At 68.8% G+C, this 21,096-nt stretch carries 15 protein-coding genes; 13 read left to right on the top strand and 2 right to left on the bottom strand.

Annotated elements, in window-relative coordinates; all coding sequences use genetic code 11:
* Positions 1-1,331 precede the first annotated feature (1,331 nt).
* A complete protein-coding gene (gene rplJ, locus IFY26_RS10890; RefSeq protein ID WP_232549028.1) occupies positions 1,332-1,985 on the top strand; it encodes a 50S ribosomal protein L10 in 654 nt (217 codons plus the stop codon).
* Positions 1,986-2,001: 16 nt separating this feature from the next.
* Positions 2,002-2,403 (top strand): 50S ribosomal protein L7/L12, encoded by a 402-nt coding sequence (rplL, locus tag IFY26_RS10885; RefSeq protein WP_232549027.1) that lies wholly within the window; start codon positions 2,002-2,004, stop codon positions 2,401-2,403.
* A 116-nt stretch (positions 2,404-2,519) separates the two neighbouring features.
* On the opposite strand, the gene IFY26_RS18235 is transcribed toward rplL, so the two are convergent.
* Together IFY26_RS18235 and IFY26_RS10875 are read right to left on the bottom strand one after the other, a co-directional pair.
* A complete protein-coding gene (locus IFY26_RS18235) occupies positions 2,520-3,581 on the bottom strand; it encodes a GtrA family protein (protein WP_232549026.1) in 1,062 nt (353 codons plus the stop codon).
* Between the two features lie 3 nt (positions 3,582-3,584).
* Positions 3,585-4,568, bottom strand: coding sequence for a phosphodiester glycosidase family protein (locus IFY26_RS10875; RefSeq protein WP_232549025.1), 984 nt, complete (start codon positions 4,566-4,568; stop codon positions 3,585-3,587).
* A gap of 192 nt (positions 4,569-4,760) precedes the next feature.
* Here IFY26_RS10875 and IFY26_RS10870 point away from each other — a divergent pair, with 192 nt between their 5' ends.
* The 11 genes from IFY26_RS10870 to IFY26_RS10820 all read left to right on the top strand — a co-directional run bounded on the left by IFY26_RS10870 (position 4,761) and on the right by IFY26_RS10820 (position 21,077).
* Positions 4,761-5,363 (top strand): DUF4956 domain-containing protein, encoded by a 603-nt coding sequence (locus IFY26_RS10870; RefSeq protein WP_232549024.1) that lies wholly within the window; start codon positions 4,761-4,763, stop codon positions 5,361-5,363.
* Positions 5,360-6,169: a polyphosphate polymerase domain-containing protein gene (locus IFY26_RS10865; protein ID WP_232549023.1), complete on the top strand. Its 810-nt coding sequence runs from the start codon at positions 5,360-5,362 to the stop codon at positions 6,167-6,169. Before IFY26_RS10870 ends, IFY26_RS10865 begins: the two co-directional genes overlap by 4 nt.
* 249 nt (positions 6,170-6,418) lie before the next feature.
* Positions 6,419-9,892: a DNA-directed RNA polymerase subunit beta gene (rpoB, locus tag IFY26_RS10860; protein WP_232549022.1), complete on the top strand. Its 3,474-nt coding sequence runs from the start codon at positions 6,419-6,421 to the stop codon at positions 9,890-9,892.
* Between the two features lie 260 nt (positions 9,893-10,152).
* Positions 10,153-14,028: a DNA-directed RNA polymerase subunit beta' gene (locus tag IFY26_RS10855; RefSeq protein WP_232549021.1), complete on the top strand. Its 3,876-nt coding sequence runs from the start codon at positions 10,153-10,155 to the stop codon at positions 14,026-14,028.
* Positions 14,029-14,208: 180 nt separating this feature from the next.
* The gene (locus tag IFY26_RS10850; protein WP_232549020.1) at positions 14,209-14,466 is read left to right on the top strand and encodes a hypothetical protein; all 258 of its coding nucleotides are present in this window, start codon (positions 14,209-14,211) and stop codon (positions 14,464-14,466) included.
* 327 nt (positions 14,467-14,793) lie between these two features.
* Entirely contained in the window at positions 14,794-15,165 is a 372-nt protein-coding gene (rpsL, locus tag IFY26_RS10845) for a 30S ribosomal protein S12 (RefSeq protein ID WP_040157907.1), read from the top strand.
* Positions 15,165-15,635 (top strand): 30S ribosomal protein S7, encoded by a 471-nt coding sequence (gene rpsG / locus IFY26_RS10840; RefSeq protein WP_232549019.1) that lies wholly within the window; start codon positions 15,165-15,167, stop codon positions 15,633-15,635. Before rpsL ends, rpsG begins: the two co-directional genes overlap by 1 nt.
* Positions 15,636-15,754: 119 nt before the next feature.
* Complete coding sequence (gene fusA, locus IFY26_RS10835) at positions 15,755-17,872, top strand: elongation factor G (RefSeq protein ID WP_332836184.1); 2,118 nt, start codon at positions 15,755-15,757, stop codon at positions 17,870-17,872.
* A gap of 197 nt (positions 17,873-18,069) precedes the next feature.
* Positions 18,070-19,263 (top strand): elongation factor Tu, encoded by a 1,194-nt coding sequence (gene tuf, locus IFY26_RS10830; protein WP_232549018.1) that lies wholly within the window; start codon positions 18,070-18,072, stop codon positions 19,261-19,263.
* Positions 19,264-19,866: 603 nt separating this feature from the next.
* Positions 19,867-20,403 (top strand): hypothetical protein, encoded by a 537-nt coding sequence (locus IFY26_RS10825; RefSeq protein WP_232549017.1) that lies wholly within the window; start codon positions 19,867-19,869, stop codon positions 20,401-20,403.
* 128 nt (positions 20,404-20,531) lie between these two features.
* Positions 20,532-21,077, top strand: a complete 546-nt coding sequence (locus IFY26_RS10820; RefSeq protein WP_232549016.1) for a flavin reductase — start codon at positions 20,532-20,534, stop codon at positions 21,075-21,077.
* Positions 21,078-21,096: the final 19 nt, after the last annotated feature.

Below are 21,096 nucleotides of genomic sequence, written 5' to 3'. Positions count from 1 at the left end.
GTGAGGGTGTGGGAGAGTAGGACACCGCCGAACAACCTCTTTACAGGGGGGGGAACGAGGGAACGGTCACCACAGGTGACAGTTTGCCCGTTCCCCTCCCTTCTTTTTTGCGCTCACACACCCGTCGGAGTTAGGACGGCCAGCTTGCGCTCCAGCGTCAAACCTGCCGGGGGGAGCGCGCGGCCCGGGGGTCTGACCGCACGGCTGCATCGAAGGTAAGTCACGGGAGGCTTTGGGGCATTTGTTGGTGTCGGGGATGGGTGCCGGCGTCCCCGCGACATCTTGTGCCAGGGGCCGGGGCGGCGGGGGGATACTGCGCGCCATCGACGGTGCGCTTGGGAATCCGCGCGAGCAGGTAACCGGCGGGGGAGCCAAACGCTGATGCAGCCCTGGAGCTACGCGTGCCCTACGCGGGGGCGCTTGGATGGCGCGTGCTCCTCCGGGGAGGTGCGGTGTGCTGGTCATGCCGATTGGCCCGCATGGGAGTCCAGGCCGCAGCCCAACCGGCAGGCCTGTACTGGCCGTGCTGGGCGCACTTTCGATCGTCGCTATGGCCTCGTTCTCAAGCGTGTTTGACAACGGGTTGCCTTCTGGCTGGCCGATCGCGTCTGCCTGGGGGGGAGGACAACGGTGGTGGCGAGGCTGCGGACGAAGATGTCCCGTTCGGCCCGTCTCTGGCGACGCGCCCAGGACACCCCGGAGCAGCGGCGTGGGTGCTCCCTTACTACTCGGCGGACCGTGGGGTCACTTGGCGCACCTTCTCGCCACCTGGCGCTCCGCAACTCACGCGGCGGCCCTTCCACGCCCCGCCACGTGAGCTGCGGTGCGCCACGTGGGGTTGGGCTGCGCCACGTGAGCCGAGGTGCGCCACGTTGAGCCCCCGTGCGCCATGTCGAGCCTCCGAGGCGCGCCACCTGGGGTTGGGCTGCGCCACGTGAGCCGAGGTGCGCCGCGTGGAGCGCCGGCGCCGGGGGTGCGCCAGGTGAGATCCAATAGGTCAGTTGGGCGTCGGGGGTGCTGGGGTGAGGACAGAGTTCATGGGTGTCGAGGTGCCGCCGATGGTGCGCAACGGCGTCTGAGATGCCGAACGGCTCCGTGACGCGGAACGGTGTCCTGATGCCGGGGTGATTTGAGCCGCGGGCCGGCTGTGGCCTAAGCTGGTCATTGAAGCCGAAGACCGCTGGTGGTCGCGTCCGTGAGGGCTCGATGCAAATCCCGCGCAGGTGAGCACGACACGTCAGCTGGATGCCAGCACGTCCCGTGGTTGCCTCGCGCACCACGGGTTTTTTCATGTCGGAGGCTCAACACCAGAAGTAGTGGGAAGGAGACCCATGGCGAGGCCGGACAAGGCAGCAGCCGTCGAGGAGTTGAAGGAGTCCTTCACCTCGGCGAACGCGGCCGTTCTGACCGAATACCGTGGCATCACCGTCGCGGGCCTGCAGGAACTGCGGCGCTCGTTTGCGAACGATGCCACCTACGCCATCGCGAAGAACACTCTGACCCAGATCGCCGCCCGTGACGCGGGCATCGAGGGCCTCGAGGAGTACCTCACCGGCCCCACGGCGATCGCTTTCATCACCGGTGACGTTGCCACGGTGGCGAAGGGTCTGCGCGATTTCGCGAAGGACAACCCGCATCTGGTCATCAAGGGTGGCGTCATGGACGGTCGTGTCCTCGGCGCCGATGAGGTCAAGAAGCTGGCCAACCTGGAGTCGCGCGAGGTTCTGCTCGCGAAGCTCGCGGGGGCCATGCAGGCGAACCTCAGCAAGGCTGTCTACCTCATCGCTGCTCCGCTCTCCCAGGCCGCTCGCGTCCTGGGTGCGCTCGAGCAGGCGGCGGGGGAGAACCCCTCCCTCATCGGTGGTGCCGGCGAGGCTGCCACCCCCGATGCCGACCAGGTGCCCGACACCGCCGAGGACGCCTCGGCACCCGACGCAGCGCCCGCTGCCGAGGCACAGGACGACGCGGCCCCGGTCGCGGAGTAAGAAAGGAACGCCCAACATGGCGAAGCTCACCAACGACGAGCTCCTTGACGCCTTCAAGGAGATGACCCTGATCGAGCTCTCCGAGTTCGTCAAGCTGTTCGAGGACGCCTTCGGCGTCACCGCCGCCGCCCCGGTCGCCGTGGCCGATGCCGCCGCTCCGGCCGCCGGTGGCGCCGGTGGGGATGCGGGTGCCGAGGAGGAGGTCTCCTCCGAGGTCGACGTCATCCTGGAGTCCGCTGGCGACAAGAAGATCCAGGTCATCAAGGAGGTGCGCGCGCTCACGTCCCTGGGCCTCAAGGAGGCCAAGGACCTGGTCGAGGCCGCCCCCAAGCCGGTTCTGGAGAAGGTCGCGCGCGACGCGGCCGCCAAGGCCAAGGAGCAGCTCGAGGCTGCCGGCGCCTCCGTCACCATCAAGTGACACCGGCGTCGATCCTCGATCGACACCAGCGAGGGCCCGCGGGAATGTCCCGCGGGCCCTCGTCGCTTGTTCCCGGACGCGCCCCCCGGTGACGCGCCCCCCGGTGGGGGCCGGGGTCAGGCGTCCACGCGGACGGGCAAGGACGCGGAGGCCGGGCCGGTGAACACCAGGCGCTGCTGCGCGGCGTAGCTCACGGTGAACAACAGCGCTTCGACGACGACCTTGGCCACCAGCAGCGAGACGCCCCACCCCGTGACGAGCAGCGTCATCAGGCAGGCGTTGGCACCCAGCAGCGCTGCGGCGAGCACGACGTAGCGGCCGGCCGCCCGCGTGGCCGGGCCCGCGTGACCGAACACCAGATCGCGGTTGATCGCGAAGTTGGCCGCGGCGCTGACGACCCGGGCGCCGAGGATGGCCGCCACCAGTGGCGCACCCAGCCGGCTCAGGAGGAGCAGGGCGACCACATCAAGGGCGTACCCGGCCAGGGACGACGCCGCGAAGCGAAGCAGGGGGGCGTAGATTCGCAGCGAATCGACGACCGGGCGGAAGTGGGACGACTCGTTGGCGTCCAGGTAGATCGTCTGGATGGAGGTCTGGTGGATCTCCACCCCGGCCCCACGGGCGCGCAGGAGCAGGGTGAACTCGTACTCGAACCGATCGCCCGGCACCGACTGGAGCCACCCGAGCACATCGGCGGGGTAGGCGCGCAGCCCGGTCTGGGTGTCGTTCACCCGCGTGCCGGTCACGGCGCGGAACAGCCAGCGCGTGACGGTGTTGCCGAGCCGGCTCCTCAGGGGAACCGGCGGGCCGGACGCGGCGGTGAATGAGCGTTCACCCAGCACCATGGACCGGGTACCGGGCCGCACGAGGGACGCCACCGCCGCGATGTCGGACGGGGTGTGCTGACCGTCGCAGTCCGCGCAGACGACCGTCTCGCCGGGGGCATGTTCCGCCGCCCAGGCGAAGCCGCGCTTGAGGGTCACCCCCTTGCCCCTGTTCGTCGCCGCGCGCTCGACGTGCGCGCCGGCGTCCGCCGCCACCTGGAACACCCCGTCGTAACCGGGGCCGGAACCGTCGTCCATGACCAGGACGCGGGCGTGAGGGAGCGCGGAACGCAGGTCGCGGACGAGGTGCACCAGCCGCAGATCGGGCTCGTAGGCCGGGATGAGCACGATCACCGCTCAGCCCGCCACGTAGATGATGTCGGACGTGCCCCGCTCCTGGCCCTTGCCGAGGGGGTTGTTGACCACAGCGTCGTCGAACACCATCGTGGAGCTGCCGCCGCCGTCGAGGTTGTAGGCCACCGTCGCCCCCAGGTCGGCGAAGAGGGCCGCGAACTCGGTCATGGTCATCCCGCGGCTGTATCCCGACGAGCGGCCGTCGACGACGACGGCGACGAGGTGGTTCGCCTCGACCATGCCGATGCCCGTGCGGGGCTGGTTGCCCTGGATGGAGTGGTTGCCGAAGTTGGTGTCGACCTCGACCTCGTCGATGCCGTCGATCACGACACCCTGGTCGAGCAGGGACGGGCCGAACGACCACGTCTGCCAGACGCCGTCGGCGACCAGCGCGTCGGCGTTCGTCGCCGTCTCGTCGTAGGGGACGAGCGTGCCGTCGCCGTACAGCGCCAGCCCCGTGCGGGCGCCAGCGTCCCGGAAGGCCACGCCGTTGCGGATCACGATGCCCGTGTCCCGGAACCCGTAGTAGTCGCCGTTCACGGCGAACACGGCACCGTTGTCGGCCGCGATGACGGACGGATTCTCGATGATGTTCTCGCCGTACGTGTCTTCCGCGAAGGCGGTGCGCAGTGCCGTCGCGTCGGAGAGCAGGATGTCCGCGACGAACCAGGTGATCGTGTCGCTGCCACTCCCGGAACTGTGCTGGGTGATGCTGACGGTGGCGTTGCCCCCGGCGTAGCTCAGCCCACTCACCGTGCCCGTCTCGTCGGTGACGGCGGCGGACGTGTCGTTGCTGCTCCACGCGGTGGACGCCGACGTCACCTCCGCGTGCTCGATCACGAAACGGTCCAGCGCCCACGTGGCGCCCGCGCCGAGCGTGAACAGGCCACCGAGCCCGAACAGCGATCGGCGGGAGAGGCGGCCGGACGGGCCCGGCGTGGCGGTGCTGGTCGCGGACGCTGGCGTCCGGGTGTCGATGTCGCTCATGGACACCAGTGCAGCGCCCGGATCTGTGGGGTCCCTGTGCGGGTCATGAGGGTGCTCGGTGAGGGGTCGAGAGGGCGGCCGTCTGGTGTGGACGGGGCTCACAGACCCGACAACCGCCGCTCACAGAGAGGGCACAGGAACGGGGTCCGTAATGGAAGACATCAACCGAACATGACTCGTCAGGAGCCCCTCGTGACCACCGCCATCGCCCTCCACCTCGCCCTCGACATCATCGCGATCCTCGTGCTCGCGGTCGGTGTCTACTTTCCACGCCACCACCGCCGGGACCTGCTGGTCTCCTACATCGGTGTCAACCTGGGAGTGCTCGCGGTCAGCTCGATCCTGCTGACGACGTCGGTCGGTGCGGGCGTGGGGCTCGGACTGTTCGGCGTCCTGTCCATCATCCGCCTGCGCTCCGACGAGCTGGCCCAACACGAGATCGCGTACTACTTCGCAGCCCTCGCCCTCGGCCTCATCGGAGGCCTGGGCACCGACCTGGTCATCTCGGCCGTCCTGATGGCGCTCATCGTGGCGACGTTGTTCCTCACCGACCACCCGGCCGTCCTCCGCGGATGGTCGCGCCAGGTGCTGGTGCTCGACCGCGCGATTGCGGACAGGACGGGCCTCGTCGCCGCCCTGGAGCAGCGCTTGGGGGCACGGGTGCTCAGCGCCCAGACCATCCGCCTCGACTTCGTGAACGACACCACGACCGTGGACGTCCGCTTCCGCGCCGCCGCTCCCGCGGTGGGCATCGAGGCCGGTCGGGCCGAGGGCCTCGAGGAGGCGACCCGATGACCGCCGTCTGGCCGACCACCGTGCCTGTCGGCGGCGAACGTCGGGGCTGGGCCGGGGGCGGACGCCGCAGCGCCGACGACCTGCCCGCCATCGGTCTCGCCGAACTCAACGCCTCGGCCGCCCTCCTCACCCGCGTGGACCGCAAGTATGTGCTCGCCGAGGCCGACCTTCCGGCCCTGTGGGCGTCCCTCCCGCCGGACGCCCGCGTGCTGGAGATCGACCACGCCCGCGCCTTCGCGTACCGGTCCACCTACCTCGACACCGCCGGCCTGGACGCCTACCGCGCGTCCGCCCACGCCCGGCGGCGACGCTGGAAGGTGCGGACACGGTCCTACGCCACGGGGGAGTCCTTCCTCGAGGTGAAGACCCGCCGGGCCGCCTCGACCGTCAAGGAGCGCATCGCGCTGCCCACGGTCGACCCGCTCGCGGGGGAGGGGACACCCTTCGTGCAGAGCCGCCTCGCCGGCGCCGGCATCGCGGTGGACGCGGCCGCGCTGCACCCCACCCTGGTCACCACCTACGAGCGGACGACGATCCATCTGCCGGGCAGCGGTTCCCGCGTGACGCTCGACTCGGGCCTCGTCTGGGAGCTCCCCGGCGGGGAGGCCCGACGCCACTTCGCCGGACGCGTCATCGTGGAGACCAAGTCGGGCAGCACCCCGTCGACCCTCGACCACGCTCTGTGGCGCCTCGGGCACCGCCCGGCGCGCATCTCCAAGTACGCCGTCGGCCTCGCTCTCCTGCGGCCCGATTTGCCGGCCAACCGCTGGCACCGCCTGCTCACCACGCTGGCCCCCGCCGGGTGAGGGGCGGCGTCCACCCGGGTGGTCGGGTGGACGCGCCGCGGGGCGTGTTGCGGAACGCCGCAGAGGCGCTAGCATCGTGCGCGTCGACAGCGTTCTTCCGGCCGGCAGCGTAGGCGCGTCCGGGTTTGCGTGGCGCATCAGCTACGGCTACCATGGTGTTTTGCCCCATTTGACGACCCGTGGCAACTTGACGCGGGCCGTTTCGCATGCAAGGAACCGGCTTGCCGGGACTCTGTGGAAGGACCTATCTTGGCCGCGTCGCGCACTGCGTCGAAGAACACCAATGTCATTTCCCCCAGCGGGCGAATCTCGTTCGCGAAGATCCACGAGCCGCTGGAGGTCCCGAACCTCCTCGACCTGCAGCTCGAGTCCTTCGAGTGGCTGATCGGTAGCCAGGCCTGGCGGGCGAACGTCGATGCGGCGCTCGCGGAGGGCCGTACCGACATCAACACCAAGTCGGGCCTGGAGGAGATCTTCGAGGAAATCTCGCCGATCGAGGACCTGTCCGAGACGATGTCGCTGAGCTTCCGCGACCACCGGTTCGAGGATCCCAAGTACACCGTCGAGGAGTGCAAGGACCGCGACGTCACCTACGCCGCCCCGCTCTTCGTCACCGCCGAGTTCATGAACAACGACACGGGCGAGATCAAGAGCCAGACCGTGTTCATGGGCGACTTCCCGCTCATGACCGACAAGGGCACGTTCGTCATCAACGGCACCGAGCGCGTCGTCGTCAGTCAGCTCGTGCGCAGCCCGGGCGTCTACTTCGAGCAGACCCCCGACAAGACGTCGGACAAGGATGTCTTCACCTGCAAGATCATCCCCAGCCGCGGCGCCTGGCTCGAGCTCGAGGTGGACAAGCGCGACATGGTCGGCGTCCGCCTCGACCGCAAGCGCAAGCAGAACGTCACGGTGCTGCTCAAGGCCCTGGGCTGGACCAACGAGCAGATCCTGGAGGAGTTCGGCGAGTACGAGTCGATGCGGCTCACGCTCGAGAAGGACACCACGACGACGACCGACGAGGCCCTGCTCGACATCTACCGCAAGCTGCGCCCGGGCGAACCGCCGACGCGCGAGGCGGCGTCCGCGATGCTGCAGAACTACTACTTCAACCCGAAGCGGTACGACCTCGCCAAGGTGGGTCGCTACAAGATCAACAAGAAGCTCGGGCTGGAGCAGCCGTTCGACACCCAGGTGCTGACGATGGAGGACGTCGTCTCGGCGATCCGCTACGTCGTCGCGCTCCACGAGGGCCGCACCGAGCTGGCCGACGTGCCGATCGAGACCGACGACATCGACCACTTCGGCAACCGCCGCCTGCGCACCGTGGGCGAGCTGATCCAAAACCAGCTCCGCATCGGCCTGGGGCGTCTCGAGCGCACCGTCCGTGACCGGATGACGACGCAGGACATCGAGGCGATCACGCCGCAGACCCTGATCAACATCCGCCCGGTCGTCGCGGCGCTGAAGGAGTTCTTCGGCACCTCGCAGCTGTCGCAGTTCATGGACCAGAACAACCCCCTGGCCGGTCTGACGCACAAGCGGCGTCTCTCCGCGCTGGGCCCGGGTGGTCTGTCCCGTGACCGCGCCGGCATGGAGGTGCGCGACGTCCACCCCAGCCACTACGGCCGCATGTGCCCGATCGAGACCCCCGAGGGCCCGAACATCGGCCTCATCGGTTCACTGGCGTCCTTCGCGCGCGTCAACGCGTTCGGCTTCATCGAGACGCCGTACCGCAAGGTGGTCGACGGGGTCGTCACCGACCAGATCGACTACCTGACCGCCGACGAGGAGGACCGCTACGTCGTGGCCCAGGCGAACGCCCGCCTGAACGACGACGGCAGCTTCGCCGAGGATCGCGTGCTCGTCCGGCTGCGCCACGGCGACGCCGACGAGGTGACGCATGACGAGGTGCAGTACATGGACGTGTCGCCGCGCCAGATGGTGTCGGTCGCGACCGCCCTGATCCCGTTCCTCGAGCATGACGACGCCTCGCGCGCCCTGATGGGCGCCAACATGCAGCGCCAGGCCGTCCCGCTGATCCGCAACGAGGCCCCCTTCGTGGGCACCGGCATGGAGTACCGCGGGGCGATCGACGCCGGCGAGGTGACGGTCGCCGCCAAGGCGGGCGTCGTGACGTCGGTGTCCGGCGATCTCATCGACGTGATGAACGACGACGGGACGCAGACGACCTACCGGCTCGCGAAGTTCGTTCGCTCCAACGCCACGACGTGCATCAACCAGCGCCCGCTGGTGGCCGACGGTCAGCGCGTCGAGGTCGGCCAGCCCCTGGCCGACGGTGCGTGCACCGACAACGGTGAGATGGCGCTCGGCCGCAACCTGCTGGTCGCGTTCATGCCGTGGGAGGGTCACAACTACGAGGACGCGATCATCCTCAGCCAGCGGCTCGTGCAGGACGACGTGCTCACCTCGATCCACATCGAGGAGCACGAGATCGATGCCCGGGACACGAAGCTGGGCCCCGAGGAGATCACGCGCGACATCCCGAACGTCGGCGACGACATGCTCGCTGATCTCGACGATCGCGGCATCGTCCGCATCGGCGCCGAGGTCGGCACCGGCGACATCCTGGTCGGCAAGGTCACGCCCAAGGGCGAGACCGAGCTCACCCCGGAGGAGCGCCTGCTGCGCGCGATCTTCGGCGAGAAGGCGCGCGAGGTGCGCGACACCTCGATGAAGGTGCCGCACGGTGAGACCGGCACGGTCATCGGCGTGCGCGTCTTCGACCGCGAGGAGGGCGACGAGCTGCCCCCCGGCGTGAACCAGCTGGTGCGCGTCTACGTGGCGCAGAAGCGCAAGATCTCCGACGGCGACAAGCTGGCCGGACGCCACGGCAACAAGGGCGTCATCTCCAAGATCCTGCCCGTCGAGGACATGCCGTTCCTCGAGGACGGGACACCGGTCGACATCGTCCTCAACCCGCTGGGCGTGCCGAGCCGCATGAACGTCGGCCAGGTGCTCGAGACGCACCTCGGCTGGATCGCTCACAGCGGCTGGGACATCGCCGACGTGGACGCCCCCTGGGCCGAGCGCCTGAAGGACGTCGGGCTCGAGCACGTGGAGGGCAACGCCCGCCTCGCGACCCCGGTGTTCGACGGCGCGAACGAGTCCGAGATCGGTGGCCTCCTCGAGCACGGTCTGCCGCAGCGTGACGGCCTCCGCCTCGTCGACGGTGGGGGCAAGGCGCAGCTGTTCGACGGTCGCTCCGGCGAGCCCTACCCCGAGCGCGTCGGCGTCGGCTACATCTACATGCTGAAGCTGCACCACCTGGTGGACGACAAGATCCACGCGCGCTCCACCGGCCCCTACTCGATGATCACGCAGCAGCCCCTGGGCGGCAAGGCCCAGTTCGGCGGCCAGCGGTTCGGCGAGATGGAGGTGTGGGCCATGGAGGCGTACGGCGCCGCCTGGGCCCTGCAGGAGTTGCTGACCATCAAGTCCGACGACGTCCCCGGCCGCGTGAAGGTCTACGAGGCGATCGTGAAGGGCGAGAACATCCCCGAGCCCGGCATCCCCGAGTCGTTCAAGGTGCTCGTCAAGGAGATGAAGTCGCTCTGCCTGAACGTCGAGGTGCTGTCCTCCGACGGCACCGTCGTCGAGCTGCGGGACTCCGAGGACGACTTCCACCGCGCCGAGGAGTTCGGGATCGACCTGTCGCGTCGCCCCGGATCCGACTCCTTCGCCGACATCGAAGAGGTCTGACCACACCCGGGGGGCTCCGCCCCCCGGGGCACCCCCTCACCCGGGGGGCTTCGCCCCCCGGGGACCCCCCGCAGGGGCTTCGCCCCCGCACCCCCGCAGGGGCTTCGCCCCCCGGGAACCCCCCGCAGGGGCTTCGCCCCCGCACCCCCGGTGGAAGCCCTTCGGGCTCTCACCTCCTGCAGGAGCTTCGCTCCTGCACCGTCCGGGCCAGCGGCCACTGGCCTGAACAGTTCCCCTGACAGGGAAGAAAGAGAAGAAACGTGCTGGACGTCAACTTCTACGACGAATTGCGCATCGGGCTCGCCACCGCGGACCAGATCCGCGAGTGGAGCCACGGCGAAGTCAAGAAGCCCGAGACGATCAACTACCGCACGCTCAAGCCCGAGCGTGACGGCCTGTTCTGCGAGAAGATCTTCGGCCCGACCCGGGACTGGGAGTGCTACTGCGGCAAGTACAAGCGCGTCCGCTTCAAGGGCATCATCTGCGAGCGCTGCGGCGTCGAGGTGACCCGCAGCAACGTGCGCCGCGAGCGCATGGGGCACATCGAGCTGGCCGCCCCCGTCACGCACATCTGGTACTTCAAGGGTGTGCCCAGCCGGCTGGGCTACCTCCTCGACATCGCGCCGAAGGACCTCGAGAAGGTCATCTACTTCGCCGCCTACATGATCACCTCGGTGGACGAGGACGCCCGCCACCGCGACCTGTCCAGCCTTGAGGCCAAGGTCGAGGTCGAGCGCAAGCAGCTCGCGTCCCGGCGTGACGCCGACATCGAGACGCGCATGCAGAAGATCGAGGAGGACCTCGCGGCCCTGGAGGCCGAAGGCGCCAAGGCGGACGCCAAGAAGCGCGTCCGCGACGGTGGCGAGCGCGACGTCAAGGCGATCCGCGACCGCGCCCAGCGCGATCTCGACCGGCTCGATGCCGTCTGGCAGCGGTTCCGCACCCTGAAGGTCCAGGACCTCGAGGGTGACGAGATCCTCTACCGCGAGATGAAGAGCCGCTTCGGCAAGTACTTCGAGGGCTTCATGGGTGCCGAGGCGATCAAGCGTCGCCTCGCCGACTTCGACCTCGAGGCCGAGTCCGAGAACCTGCGCACGATCATCCAGACCGGCAAGGGCCAGCGCAAGACCCGCGCGCTCAAGCGCCTCAAGGTCGTCTCGGCGTTCCTCAGCACCACCAACAGCCCCATCGGCATGGTGCTGGACGCCGTCCCCGTCATCCCGCCGGACCTGCGCCCCATGGTGCAGCTCGACGGTGGCCGCTTCGCGACCTCCGACCTGAACGACCTGTACCGCCGCGTCATCAACCGCAACAACCGCCTCAAGCGGCTGCTCGACCTCGGCGCACCCGAGATCATCGTCAACAACGAGAAGCGGATGCTCCAGGAGGCCGTGGACTCGCTGTTCGACAACGGACGCCGTGGGCGTCCGGTCACCGGCCCGGGCAACCGGCCGCTGAAGTCGATCTCCGACATGCTGAAGGGCAAGCAGGGCCGGTTCCGGCAGAACCTGCTCGGCAAGCGCGTCGACTACTCGGGCCGTTCGGTCATCGTGGTCGGCCCGCAGCTCAAGCTGCACCAGTGCGGGCTGCCCAAGAACATGGCCCTGGAGCTGTTCAAGCCCTTCGTGATGAAGCGGCTCGACGACCTCAACCTGGCGCAGAACATCAAGAGCGCGAAGCGTATGGTCGAGCGCCAGCGTCCGGTGGTGTGGGACGTCCTCGAAGAGGTCATCTCCGAGCACCCCGTGCTGCTCAACCGCGCGCCCACGCTGCACCGCTTGGGCATCCAGGCGTTCGAGCCGCAGCTCATCGAGGGCAAGGCGATCCAGCTGCACCCGCTCGTCTGCACCGCCTTCAACGCCGACTTCGACGGCGACCAGATGGCCGTGCACCTGCCGCTGAGCGCGGAGGCGCAGGCCGAGGCCCGCGTGCTGATGCTGAGCACGAACAACATCCTCAAGCCCGCCGACGGCCGGCCCGTGACCCTGCCCACGCAGGACATGATCATCGGTCACTACTTCCTCACGACCCTGCGTGAGGGCCAGCAGGGCGAGGGGCGTTCCTTCATCAGCAAGGACGAGGCGCACATGGCGTTCGACGCCGGTGACCTGGCGATCAACGCGCGCATCACCCTGCGCGTGCGGGACGCCGTGCCGCCGGAGGGGGTCGAGGCTCGCGCCGATGGCTCCTTCCTGCTCGAGACCACGCTGGGCCGCGCCCTGTTCAACGAGGCCCTGCCGGCCGACTACCCCTACGTCAACGGGTCGGTGGGCAAGAAGCAGCTCGGTCACATCGTGAACGACCTGGCCGAGCGCTACCAGAAGGTCGACGTCGGTCGCACCCTCGACCGGCTGAAGGACATCGGCTTCAAGTGGGCCACCCGCTCGGGTGTCACCGTCTCGATCGCCGACGTGCAGACGCCGCCGAGCAAGCCCGAGATCCTCGCGACCTACGACGCGAAGGCCACGAAGATCACCCGCCAGTTCGAGCGCGGCAAGGTCACGGAGGAGGAGCGCCAGCAGGAGCTCGTCCAGCTGTGGACCGACGCCACCAACGAGCTGACCGCGGCCATGGAGGCGAACTTCACGACCGACAACCCCATCTTCATGATGGTCGAGTCGGGCGCCCGAGGGAACATGACGCAGATGCGTCAGATCGCCGCCATGCGAGGCCTGGTGGCCAACCCGAAGGGCGAGATCATCGCGCGACCGATCAAGTCGAACTTCCGCGAGGGTCTGTCCGTGCTGGAGTACTTCATCTCCACCCACGGTGGCCGCAAGGGCCAGGCCGACACGGCGCTGCGCACCGCTGACTCCGGGTACCTGACGCGTCGCCTGGTCGACGTCAGCCAGGACGTCATCATCCGCGAGGAGGACTGCGGCACCGAGCGTGGCCTGACCAAGGCCATCGTCGAGGAGGGTCGCGACGGCCGCCCGGTCACCGCCGGGGACGTCGAGACCGCCGTCTACGCCCGCACGCTGGCGTCCGACATCGTCGGCCCCGACGGTGAGGTGCTCGTGGCCGCCGGCGTCGATCTCGGCGACGTCGAGATCGCCCGGCTCGTCGAGGCCGGCGTGACCGAGGTCAAGGTGCGCTCGGTGCTGACCTGCGAGTCGGCGCTCGGCACCTGCGCCCAGTGCTACGGACGCTCGCTGGCCACCGGCAAGATCGTCGACGTCGGCGAGGCCGTGGGCATCGTCGCGGCGCAGTCCATCGGCGAGCCCGGCACCCAGCTGACGATGCGCACCTTCCACACCGGTGGTGTGGCCGGTGACGACATCACGCAGGGTCTGCCCCGTGTGCAGGAGCTCTTCGAGGCCCGGACGCCCAAGGGCAAGGCCCCCATCGCCGAGGCGGCGGGCCGCGTCCAGATCGAGGAAGCGGACCGCTCCCGCAAGCTGGTCGTCGTCCGCGACGATGGCGAGCCGGACCTGGAGTACCCGCTGCCGCGCCGCGTCCGCCTCGAGTGGGAGGACGCAGCGGGGGAGCGTCACGTGATCGCCGACGGCGTGCACGTGGAGGCCGGCCAGCAGCTCACCGCGGGCATCAGGGATCCCCAGGACATCCTGCGCGTCAACGGCCTGCGCCGGGTGCAGGAGTACCTGGTGGACGAGGTGCAGGCGGTGTACCGCACGCAGGGCGCGCCGATCCACGACAAGCACATCGAGATCATCATCCGGCAGATGCTCCGCCGCGTGACGGTCATCGAGTCGGGGGAGACGACGATCCTGCCCGGCGACCTGGTCGATCGCAGCTTCTTCGAGGCCGCGAACCGTCAGGCCGTCACCGAGGGCCGCCAGCCCGCCCAGGGTCGTCCGGTGCTCATGGGCATCACCAAGGCGTCGCTCGCCACCGAGAGCTGGCTCTCGGCGGCGTCCTTCCAGGAGACGACGAAGGTGCTCACGGACGCGGCGATCCACGCGCGGTCGGACAGCTTGGTGGGTCTCAAGGAGAACGTCATCCTGGGCAAGCTCATCCCGGCCGGTACCGGTCTCGATCGGTACCGCAACATCCGGGTGGAGCCCACGGCGGAGGCGCGCGCCGCGGCGTACGACCTGAGCTACGACCCGTACGACTACGACATGGCGAGCAGCGGTTCGGGATCTTTGGACGACTTCGATCTCGATCTCGGCTGATCCGTCCACCACGGGGCCCCGCACGAACGTGCGGGGCCCCGTTGTCGTCCCCGGCGTCCACGAGTGCCCCGAGGTCGAGCACAGTGATTGACACGCTGCCCTCGCGGGTGCCACGGTGCGCGTGCAGCTTCCACGGGCGGTTGCCGGTGGACCAGAGGAACCTGAAAGGTGGCTCGAGACATGGAACGCACGGTGAGGGGGCGGGGTGCGCGCAACGCCGCGTGGATGCTCGCTGCTGTGCTCGTCGCGGTGGGCGCTGTCGTCCTGGTGGTCTTCTTCTTCCAGCCGTGGCGCACCTGCGTCGATGACGAAGCTCCGGCCGCGTGCCCGGGGGGCATCGAGGCGGTCTACCGGGGGGTGGGGCTGTCGATGATGGGACTCGGTTTCCTCGTCTGGTTCTTCTCCACGTTCCTGCTCGCGCCGCGCACACCGCGGTGAGGGTGTCCGCACCGCAGGAGGATGCGGAGGTGGGCGGACGCGGCCGGCAGGTGAAGGTATCGGCTAGGATGGTGATGTCCTCGGCTAGTCATGCCCCGCCGTCCGATTTGGGTTCGGATGGGGCTAACCACTAGTCTGGATTCGTTGTGTTCGGTTGTCCGGACCACCCAGGCTGTGCGTGCCACCCCCCGTGGGTCGCTGCGCACGCCGCACGATCCACAGCGATCCGGCGCGCTCGACTCCCGAGCGGGTCGCCGCCGGGGAAGCAGATGTCACCCCGGGCACACGCCAGTGCCCAGGAACGCGAACGAAAAGGATTACCAGCCGGTGCCCACCATCCAGCAGTTGGTCCGCAAGGGCCGCACTGACAAGGTCAGCAAGAACAAGACGCCTGCCCTGAAGGGCTCCCCGCAGCGCCGTGGCGTGTGCACGCGTGTGTACACCACCACGCCCAAGAAGCCGAACTCGGCGCTCCGCAAGGTGGCGCGCGTCCGTCTCAGCTCGGGCATCGAGGTCACCGCGTACATCCCCGGTGTCGGCCACAACCTGCAGGAGCACTCGATGGTGCTCGTGCGCGGCGGCCGTGTGAAGGACCTGCCGGGCGTGCGCTACAAGATCATCCGCGGCTCGCTCGACACCCAGGGTGTGAAGAACCGCAAGCAGGCTCGCAGCCGCTACGGCGCGAAGAAGGAGAAGTAATGCCTCGCAAGGGTCCGGCCCCCAAGCGGCCGATCGTCGTCGACCCGGTCTACGGCTCGCCGCTGGTCTCCCAGCTCGTGAGCAAGATCCTGCTCGACGGCAAGAAGACCACCGCCCAGAACATCGTGTACGGCGCCCTCGAGGGCACCCGCACGAAGTCCGGCGTCGACCCCGTCCAGACGCTCAAGAAGGCGCTCGACAACATCCGCCCCGCGGTGGAGGTCAAGAGCCGTCGCGTCGGTGGCGCCACCTACCAGGTGCCCGTCGAGGTCAAGCCCGGCCGTGCCACCACGCTTGCCATGCGCTGGCTGGTCGGCTTCTCCCGGCAGCGTCGTGAGAAGACCATGACCGAGCGCCTCATGAACGAGCTCCTCGACGCCAGCAACGGCCTCGGCGCGAGCGTCAAGAAGCGCGAGGACACCCACAAGATGGCCGAGGCCAACCGCGCCTTCGCCCACTACCGCTGGTGATCTGACCCGTTGCTCTCCCTCGCCCCGGCGAGGGGGAGCAACGCTGCTGCCCGAGTCGAACGACCGGCGTTTCACCTGTCGGCCGACCAGCTTTTCGAAACAAGAGGGGAACCACATCCGTGGCCATCGACATCACGACCAACCTCGCCAAGGTCCGCAACATCGGCATCATGGCCCACATCGACGCGGGCAAGACCACCACGACCGAGCGCATCCTGTTCTACACCGGCATCAACTACAAGATCGGTGAGGTCCACGAGGGTGGCGCCACGATGGACTGGATGGAGCAGGAGCAGGAGCGCGGCATCACGATCACGTCCGCCGCGACGACGTGCTTTTGGCATGACCACCAGATCAACATCATCGACACCCCCGGGCACGTCGACTTCACCGTCGAGGTGGAGCGCTCGCTCCGCGTCCTCGACGGCGCCGTCGCGGTGTTCGACGGCGTGGCGGGTGTGGAGCCGCAGAGCCAGACGGTGTGGCGCCAGGCCACCCGCTACGGCGTGCCGCGCATCTGCTACGTGAACAAGCTCGACCGCACGGGCGCGTCCTTCGACTACGTCGTCAAGACGATCAAGGAGCGCCTCAATGCCACCGTCGCCGTCCTGCAGCTCCCCGTGGGCGCCGAGGCCAACTTCCAGGGCGTCGTCGACCTCGTCGGCCAGCGCGCCCTGATGTGGCGTGGCGAGACCGCGATCGGTGAGGACTACACCGTCGAGGAGATCCCGGCCGACCTGGTGGACGCCGCCGCCGAGGCCCGCGAGGAACTCATCCAGGTGCTCGCCGACAACGACGACGAGTTCGCCGAGGAGTGGCTGCTCGCGGAGGACTCCGGCGACGAGCTGACCGTCGAGTCGATCAAGGCCGCCATCCGTCGGTGCGTGCTCAGCAACGCCGTGACCGCCGTCGTGTGCGGCACGTCGTTCAAGAACAAGGGCGTCCAGCCGATGCTCGACGCCGTCATTGACTACCTGCCGTCCCCGCTGGACGTGCCGGCCATCGACGGGTTCAAGCCCGGCGACGAGTCCGTCGAGCTGCACCGCAAGCCGAGCAACGACGAGCCGCTGAGCATCCTGGCGTTCAAGATCGCGGCCGACCCCCACCTGGGCCGACTCACGTACGTCCGCATCTACTCCGGCGTCCTCAAGGCGGGCCAGCAGGTCATGAACGCCACCAAGGGCAAGAAGGAGCGGATCGGCAAGATCTACCAGATGCACGCCAACAAGCGTGAGGAGATCGACGAGATCGGCGCTGGCATGATCTGCGCCGTCATGGGCCTGAAGGACACGACGACCGGTGAGACGCTGTGCGATCCGCAGCACCCGATCATCCTGGAGTCGATGGACTTCCCGAACCCCGTCATCGAGCAGGCCATCGAGCCGAAGACGAAGTCGGACCAGGAGAAGCTGTCGACCGCCATCCAGCGGCTCGCCGAGGAGGACCCGACCTTCCGCGTCCACACCGACGAGGAGACCGGCCAGACGATCATCGCCGGCATGGGCGAGCTGCACCTTGAGGTGCTGATCGACCGCATGAAGCGCGAGTTCAAGGTCGAGGCGAACATCGGCAAGCCGCAGGTCGCCTACCGCGAGACCCTGCGACGGGCCGTGGACAAGGTCGAGTACACCCACAAGAAGCAGTCGGGTGGTTCCGGCCAGTACGGCAAGGTCATCATCGCGCTGGAGCCGCAGGAGGCCGGCGCGGGCTACGAGTTCGTCAACGGGGTGACCGGTGGTCGCATCCCGCGCGAGTACATTCCGGCGGTCGACCAGGGCATCCAGGAGGCCATGGCCTTCGGCCCGCTGGCCGGCTACCCGGTGGAGGACATCAAGGTGACGCTGCTCGACGGCGCCTACCACGACGTCGACTCCAGCGAGCTCGCGTTCAAGATCGCCGGTTCCATGGTGTTCAAGGAGGCCGCCCGCAAGGCCGATCCGGCCCTCCTCGAGCCGCTCATGGCCGTCGAGGTCACGACGCCGGAGGACTACCTCGGCACCGTGATCGGCGACATCAACTCCCGCCGTGGCTCCGTCCAGGGCATGGAGGAGGTGCACGGCAACCAGGTCGTGCGCGCGCACGTCCCGCTGTCGGAGATGTTCGGCTACGTCGGCGACCTGCGTTCCAAGACGTCGGGGCAGGCGTCCTACTCCATGGAGTTCCACGCCTACGGCGAGTGCCCGAAGTCGGTCGCCGAGGAGATCATCGAGAAGGGCCGCGGCGGCAGCAGCGACTGAATCGCTGCCGACCCGGCCACCCGCGCCGCGGGGGAGGGGGCTCGCCGAGGCGAGTTTGACTCTCCCGCAGCGCTGCACGAAACTTGGGAGGGTCCGCCTTGTGGCGGACCGACCCGAGCAACGGGAACCATCCCAGCAAGACCAAGAACTAGGCGCCGCACGAACCGCGTGTGGCGGCACAGGAAAGAGGAGCCCCAGTGGCAAAGGCCAAGTTTGAGCGGACCAAGCCGCACTGCAACATCGGCACCATCGGGCACGTCGACCACGGCAAGACCACGCTCACGGCGGCGATTACGAAGGTGCTCCACGACAAGTACCCCGAGCTGAACGCCGTCTCGGCCTTCGACCAGATCGACAAGGCCCCCGAGGAGCGTCAGCGCGGCATCACGATCTCGATCGCGCACGTCGAGTACCAGACGGAAGAGCGCCACTACGCGCACGTCGACTGCCCGGGTCACGCTGACTACGTCAAGAACATGATCACCGGTGCCGCGCAGATGGACGGTGCGATCCTCGTGGTCGCCGCCACCGACGGCCCCATGGCGCAGACGCGCGAGCACATCCTGCTGGCCCGCCAGGTCGGCGTCCCCGCGATCGTCGTCGCGCTCAACAAGTGCGACATGGTCGACGACGAGGAGCTCATCGAGCTCGTCGAGATGGAGATGCGCGAGCTGCTCAGCGCCCAGGAGTTCGACGGCGACAACCTGCCGATCGTCCGCGTCGCTGCCTTCCCCGCGATGAACGGCGACGAGAAGTGGGCCGACTCGATCCTCGAGCTCATGAACGCGGTGGACGAGTACATCCCGCAGCCGGAGCGCGACACCGAGAAGCCCTTCCTCATGCCTGTCGAGGACGTCTTCACCATCACCGGTCGTGGCACGGTCGTCACCGGCCGTATCGAGCGCGGCATCGTCCGCACCGGCGAGACGGTCGACATCATCGGCATCCGTGAGGCCAAGCAGCAGAGCACCATCACCGGTGTCGAGATGTTCCGCAAGATCCTCGACGAGGGTCGTGCGGGCGAGAACGTCGGTCTGCTGCTCCGCGGCACGAAGAAGGACGACGTCGAGCGCGGCATGGTCATCTGCAAGCCGGGTTCGGTCACGCCGCACACCGACTTCGAGGCCAACGTCTACGTCCTCACCAAGGAGGAGGGCGGCCGTCACAAGCCGTTCTTCAGCAACTACTCCCCGCAGTTCTACTTCCGCACGACGGACGTGACCGGCGTGGTGCAGCTGCCCGAGGGCACCGAGATGGTCATGCCCGGTGACAACACCGGCATGACGGTTCACCTCAACAAGCCGATCGCCATGGAAGAGGCGCTGAAGTTCGCCATCCGCGAGGGTGGCCGCACGGTCGGCGCCGGCAACGTGACCAAGATCCTCAAGTGATCCGACGCGTCGGTTCGCCGGCGCGACGTCCACGGATCTGGTGACACCAGGCCACCACGGGCCCGCACTCCCTTCAGGGGTGCGGGCCCGTTGGCGTGCCGGTGCCGGACGCCCTCCGCGTTCTGCACCCAGTTCGCGCAGGCGACGCGGGCCTCTGATCGCACCGAAAGGGCAGGCGGCGCACCGACAGGTCACACGTGGCGCAGTGCCCGTCACGTGGCGCAGTGCCCGACACCTGGCGCAGTGTCCGTCACGTGGCGGGGCTTGCACGGGCCTCCAGGTGAGCTCCGCTGCGCCGGGTGGGGCCACGCTGCGCCACGTGGGGCTCTGGGTCTTCGCGCCGGGGCGAGTCGGGCGCGACGAAAAGGCGACAGTGAGTGCGCACTCATTCCGGGCTTCACGCTCACGGTGGTGCCGGACGAGAATCGAGTGCGGTCTTTTCGTCGGTCACCGGCAACCTCGGGGTGTGGTGCTCCCGCCAGGTGGCGGCCTTGGCTGTCACCCGGCGGGGTAACCGGAGATTGTTGCCCCCTACGCCGCGTAGTAGAAGAATCTTGAAATGTCCGGAGGCTCCGTGGGGAGCCACTACGAAGGGAAGAACCCATGAATCTCAAGCCGTTGAAGACCGCGGGCATCGTGTCGACCATCATGGGCATCTTGTTCGCGCTCACCGGCGCTGTCGTCTGGGGCGTTGTCACCTCCCAGCTGGCCGCCGAGCGCATCACGGTGCCCGACGACGCCGCCTTCATGCAGGGGGCGACCGTGGCCGACCCGCTGTCGGCGCTGGCGCAGGCCGACATCATCAACCACCACGCCATGGAGGGCTCCGAGGGCCGCACCTACGCCGAGCTGGGCACCCTGGCGCGTGAGGCGCGTGCCGCCGGTGACACCGAGCTGGCCGACGAGCTGACCGCCCAGCGCACCTCGGTGATGAACGCGTCGTTCCTGCGGGCGTCGCTGTTCACCTCCGTGCTGTCCTACGGCGTCTGCCTGTTCGCCATCGGTGTCGGCCTGACGCTGCTGGTGCTGGGCTGGGCGCTGATGTCCTTGGCCAAGAGCCTGGCGTCCGGGGCCACCGCGCTCACCGGCGGGACCACCGCCACCCGCACCGGCGACACCGGCGGGGCGACCCGCGCCTGACCTTGCGGCCGCGCCACCGGTCGTCCGCGTGCTGACCCAGCGGCACCGGCCCTCTTCGGGCCGGTGCCGTTCGCCGTTCCCGCACGGGGGCGAACGGGCTCGACAGGAGCACCGCTAGGCTCCGGGGCGTGAGCATCCACGCCGAACATCCCTTCGCCCCGCCCCCGGAGCAGCGCGATGCGGCACGCCGCTTCCGCGGCCGGCTGGTGTCGCCGGTGACGCTGTTCCTCACCGGTGCCGGGGCGCTCCGCGCGGGGCTGACCGTCAGCTCCGTGGTGGTGGTGCTGGGTGAACCCGCCCTCGTGGTGGGGTTCGTCGACCCGGCCTCGGAGTTCGCGCTGGCGCTGGGGGATCATTTCACCGTGACGATCCTCACCCCGGCGGATCGAGCGCTGGCGGACGCCTTCGGTGCCGTGGCGCCCGCGCCGGGAGGGCCCTTCCGCCTCGCCGAGTTCAGGGACACGGCGTGGGGGCCGAGGCCGGCGGCGTCCCGTTCGTGGCTGGGCGCAACGGTCAGGCAGCGGCGCCCGCTCGGCTGGGCCGAGGAGATCGTGGCCGAGATCAACCACGTCGACATCGCCGACAGCGGTGCCGGCGAGGCGGGGAGTGCGGACGCCGGCAGCGCGGAGGATCCCGTCGCGCACCTACGCGCCCGGTACCGTCGCTTGGCCTAGGTCTCGCAGGTCGCGAAGT

Origin of the sequence: Propioniciclava soli, from assembly GCF_014858005.1 — a bacterium.
In the GTDB taxonomy this organism is placed as follows: domain Bacteria; phylum Actinomycetota; class Actinomycetes; order Propionibacteriales; family Propionibacteriaceae; genus Propioniciclava; species Propioniciclava soli.
Note: the sequence above shows the minus strand (reverse complement) of the source record. Positions and strands in the feature narration are given on the sequence as shown.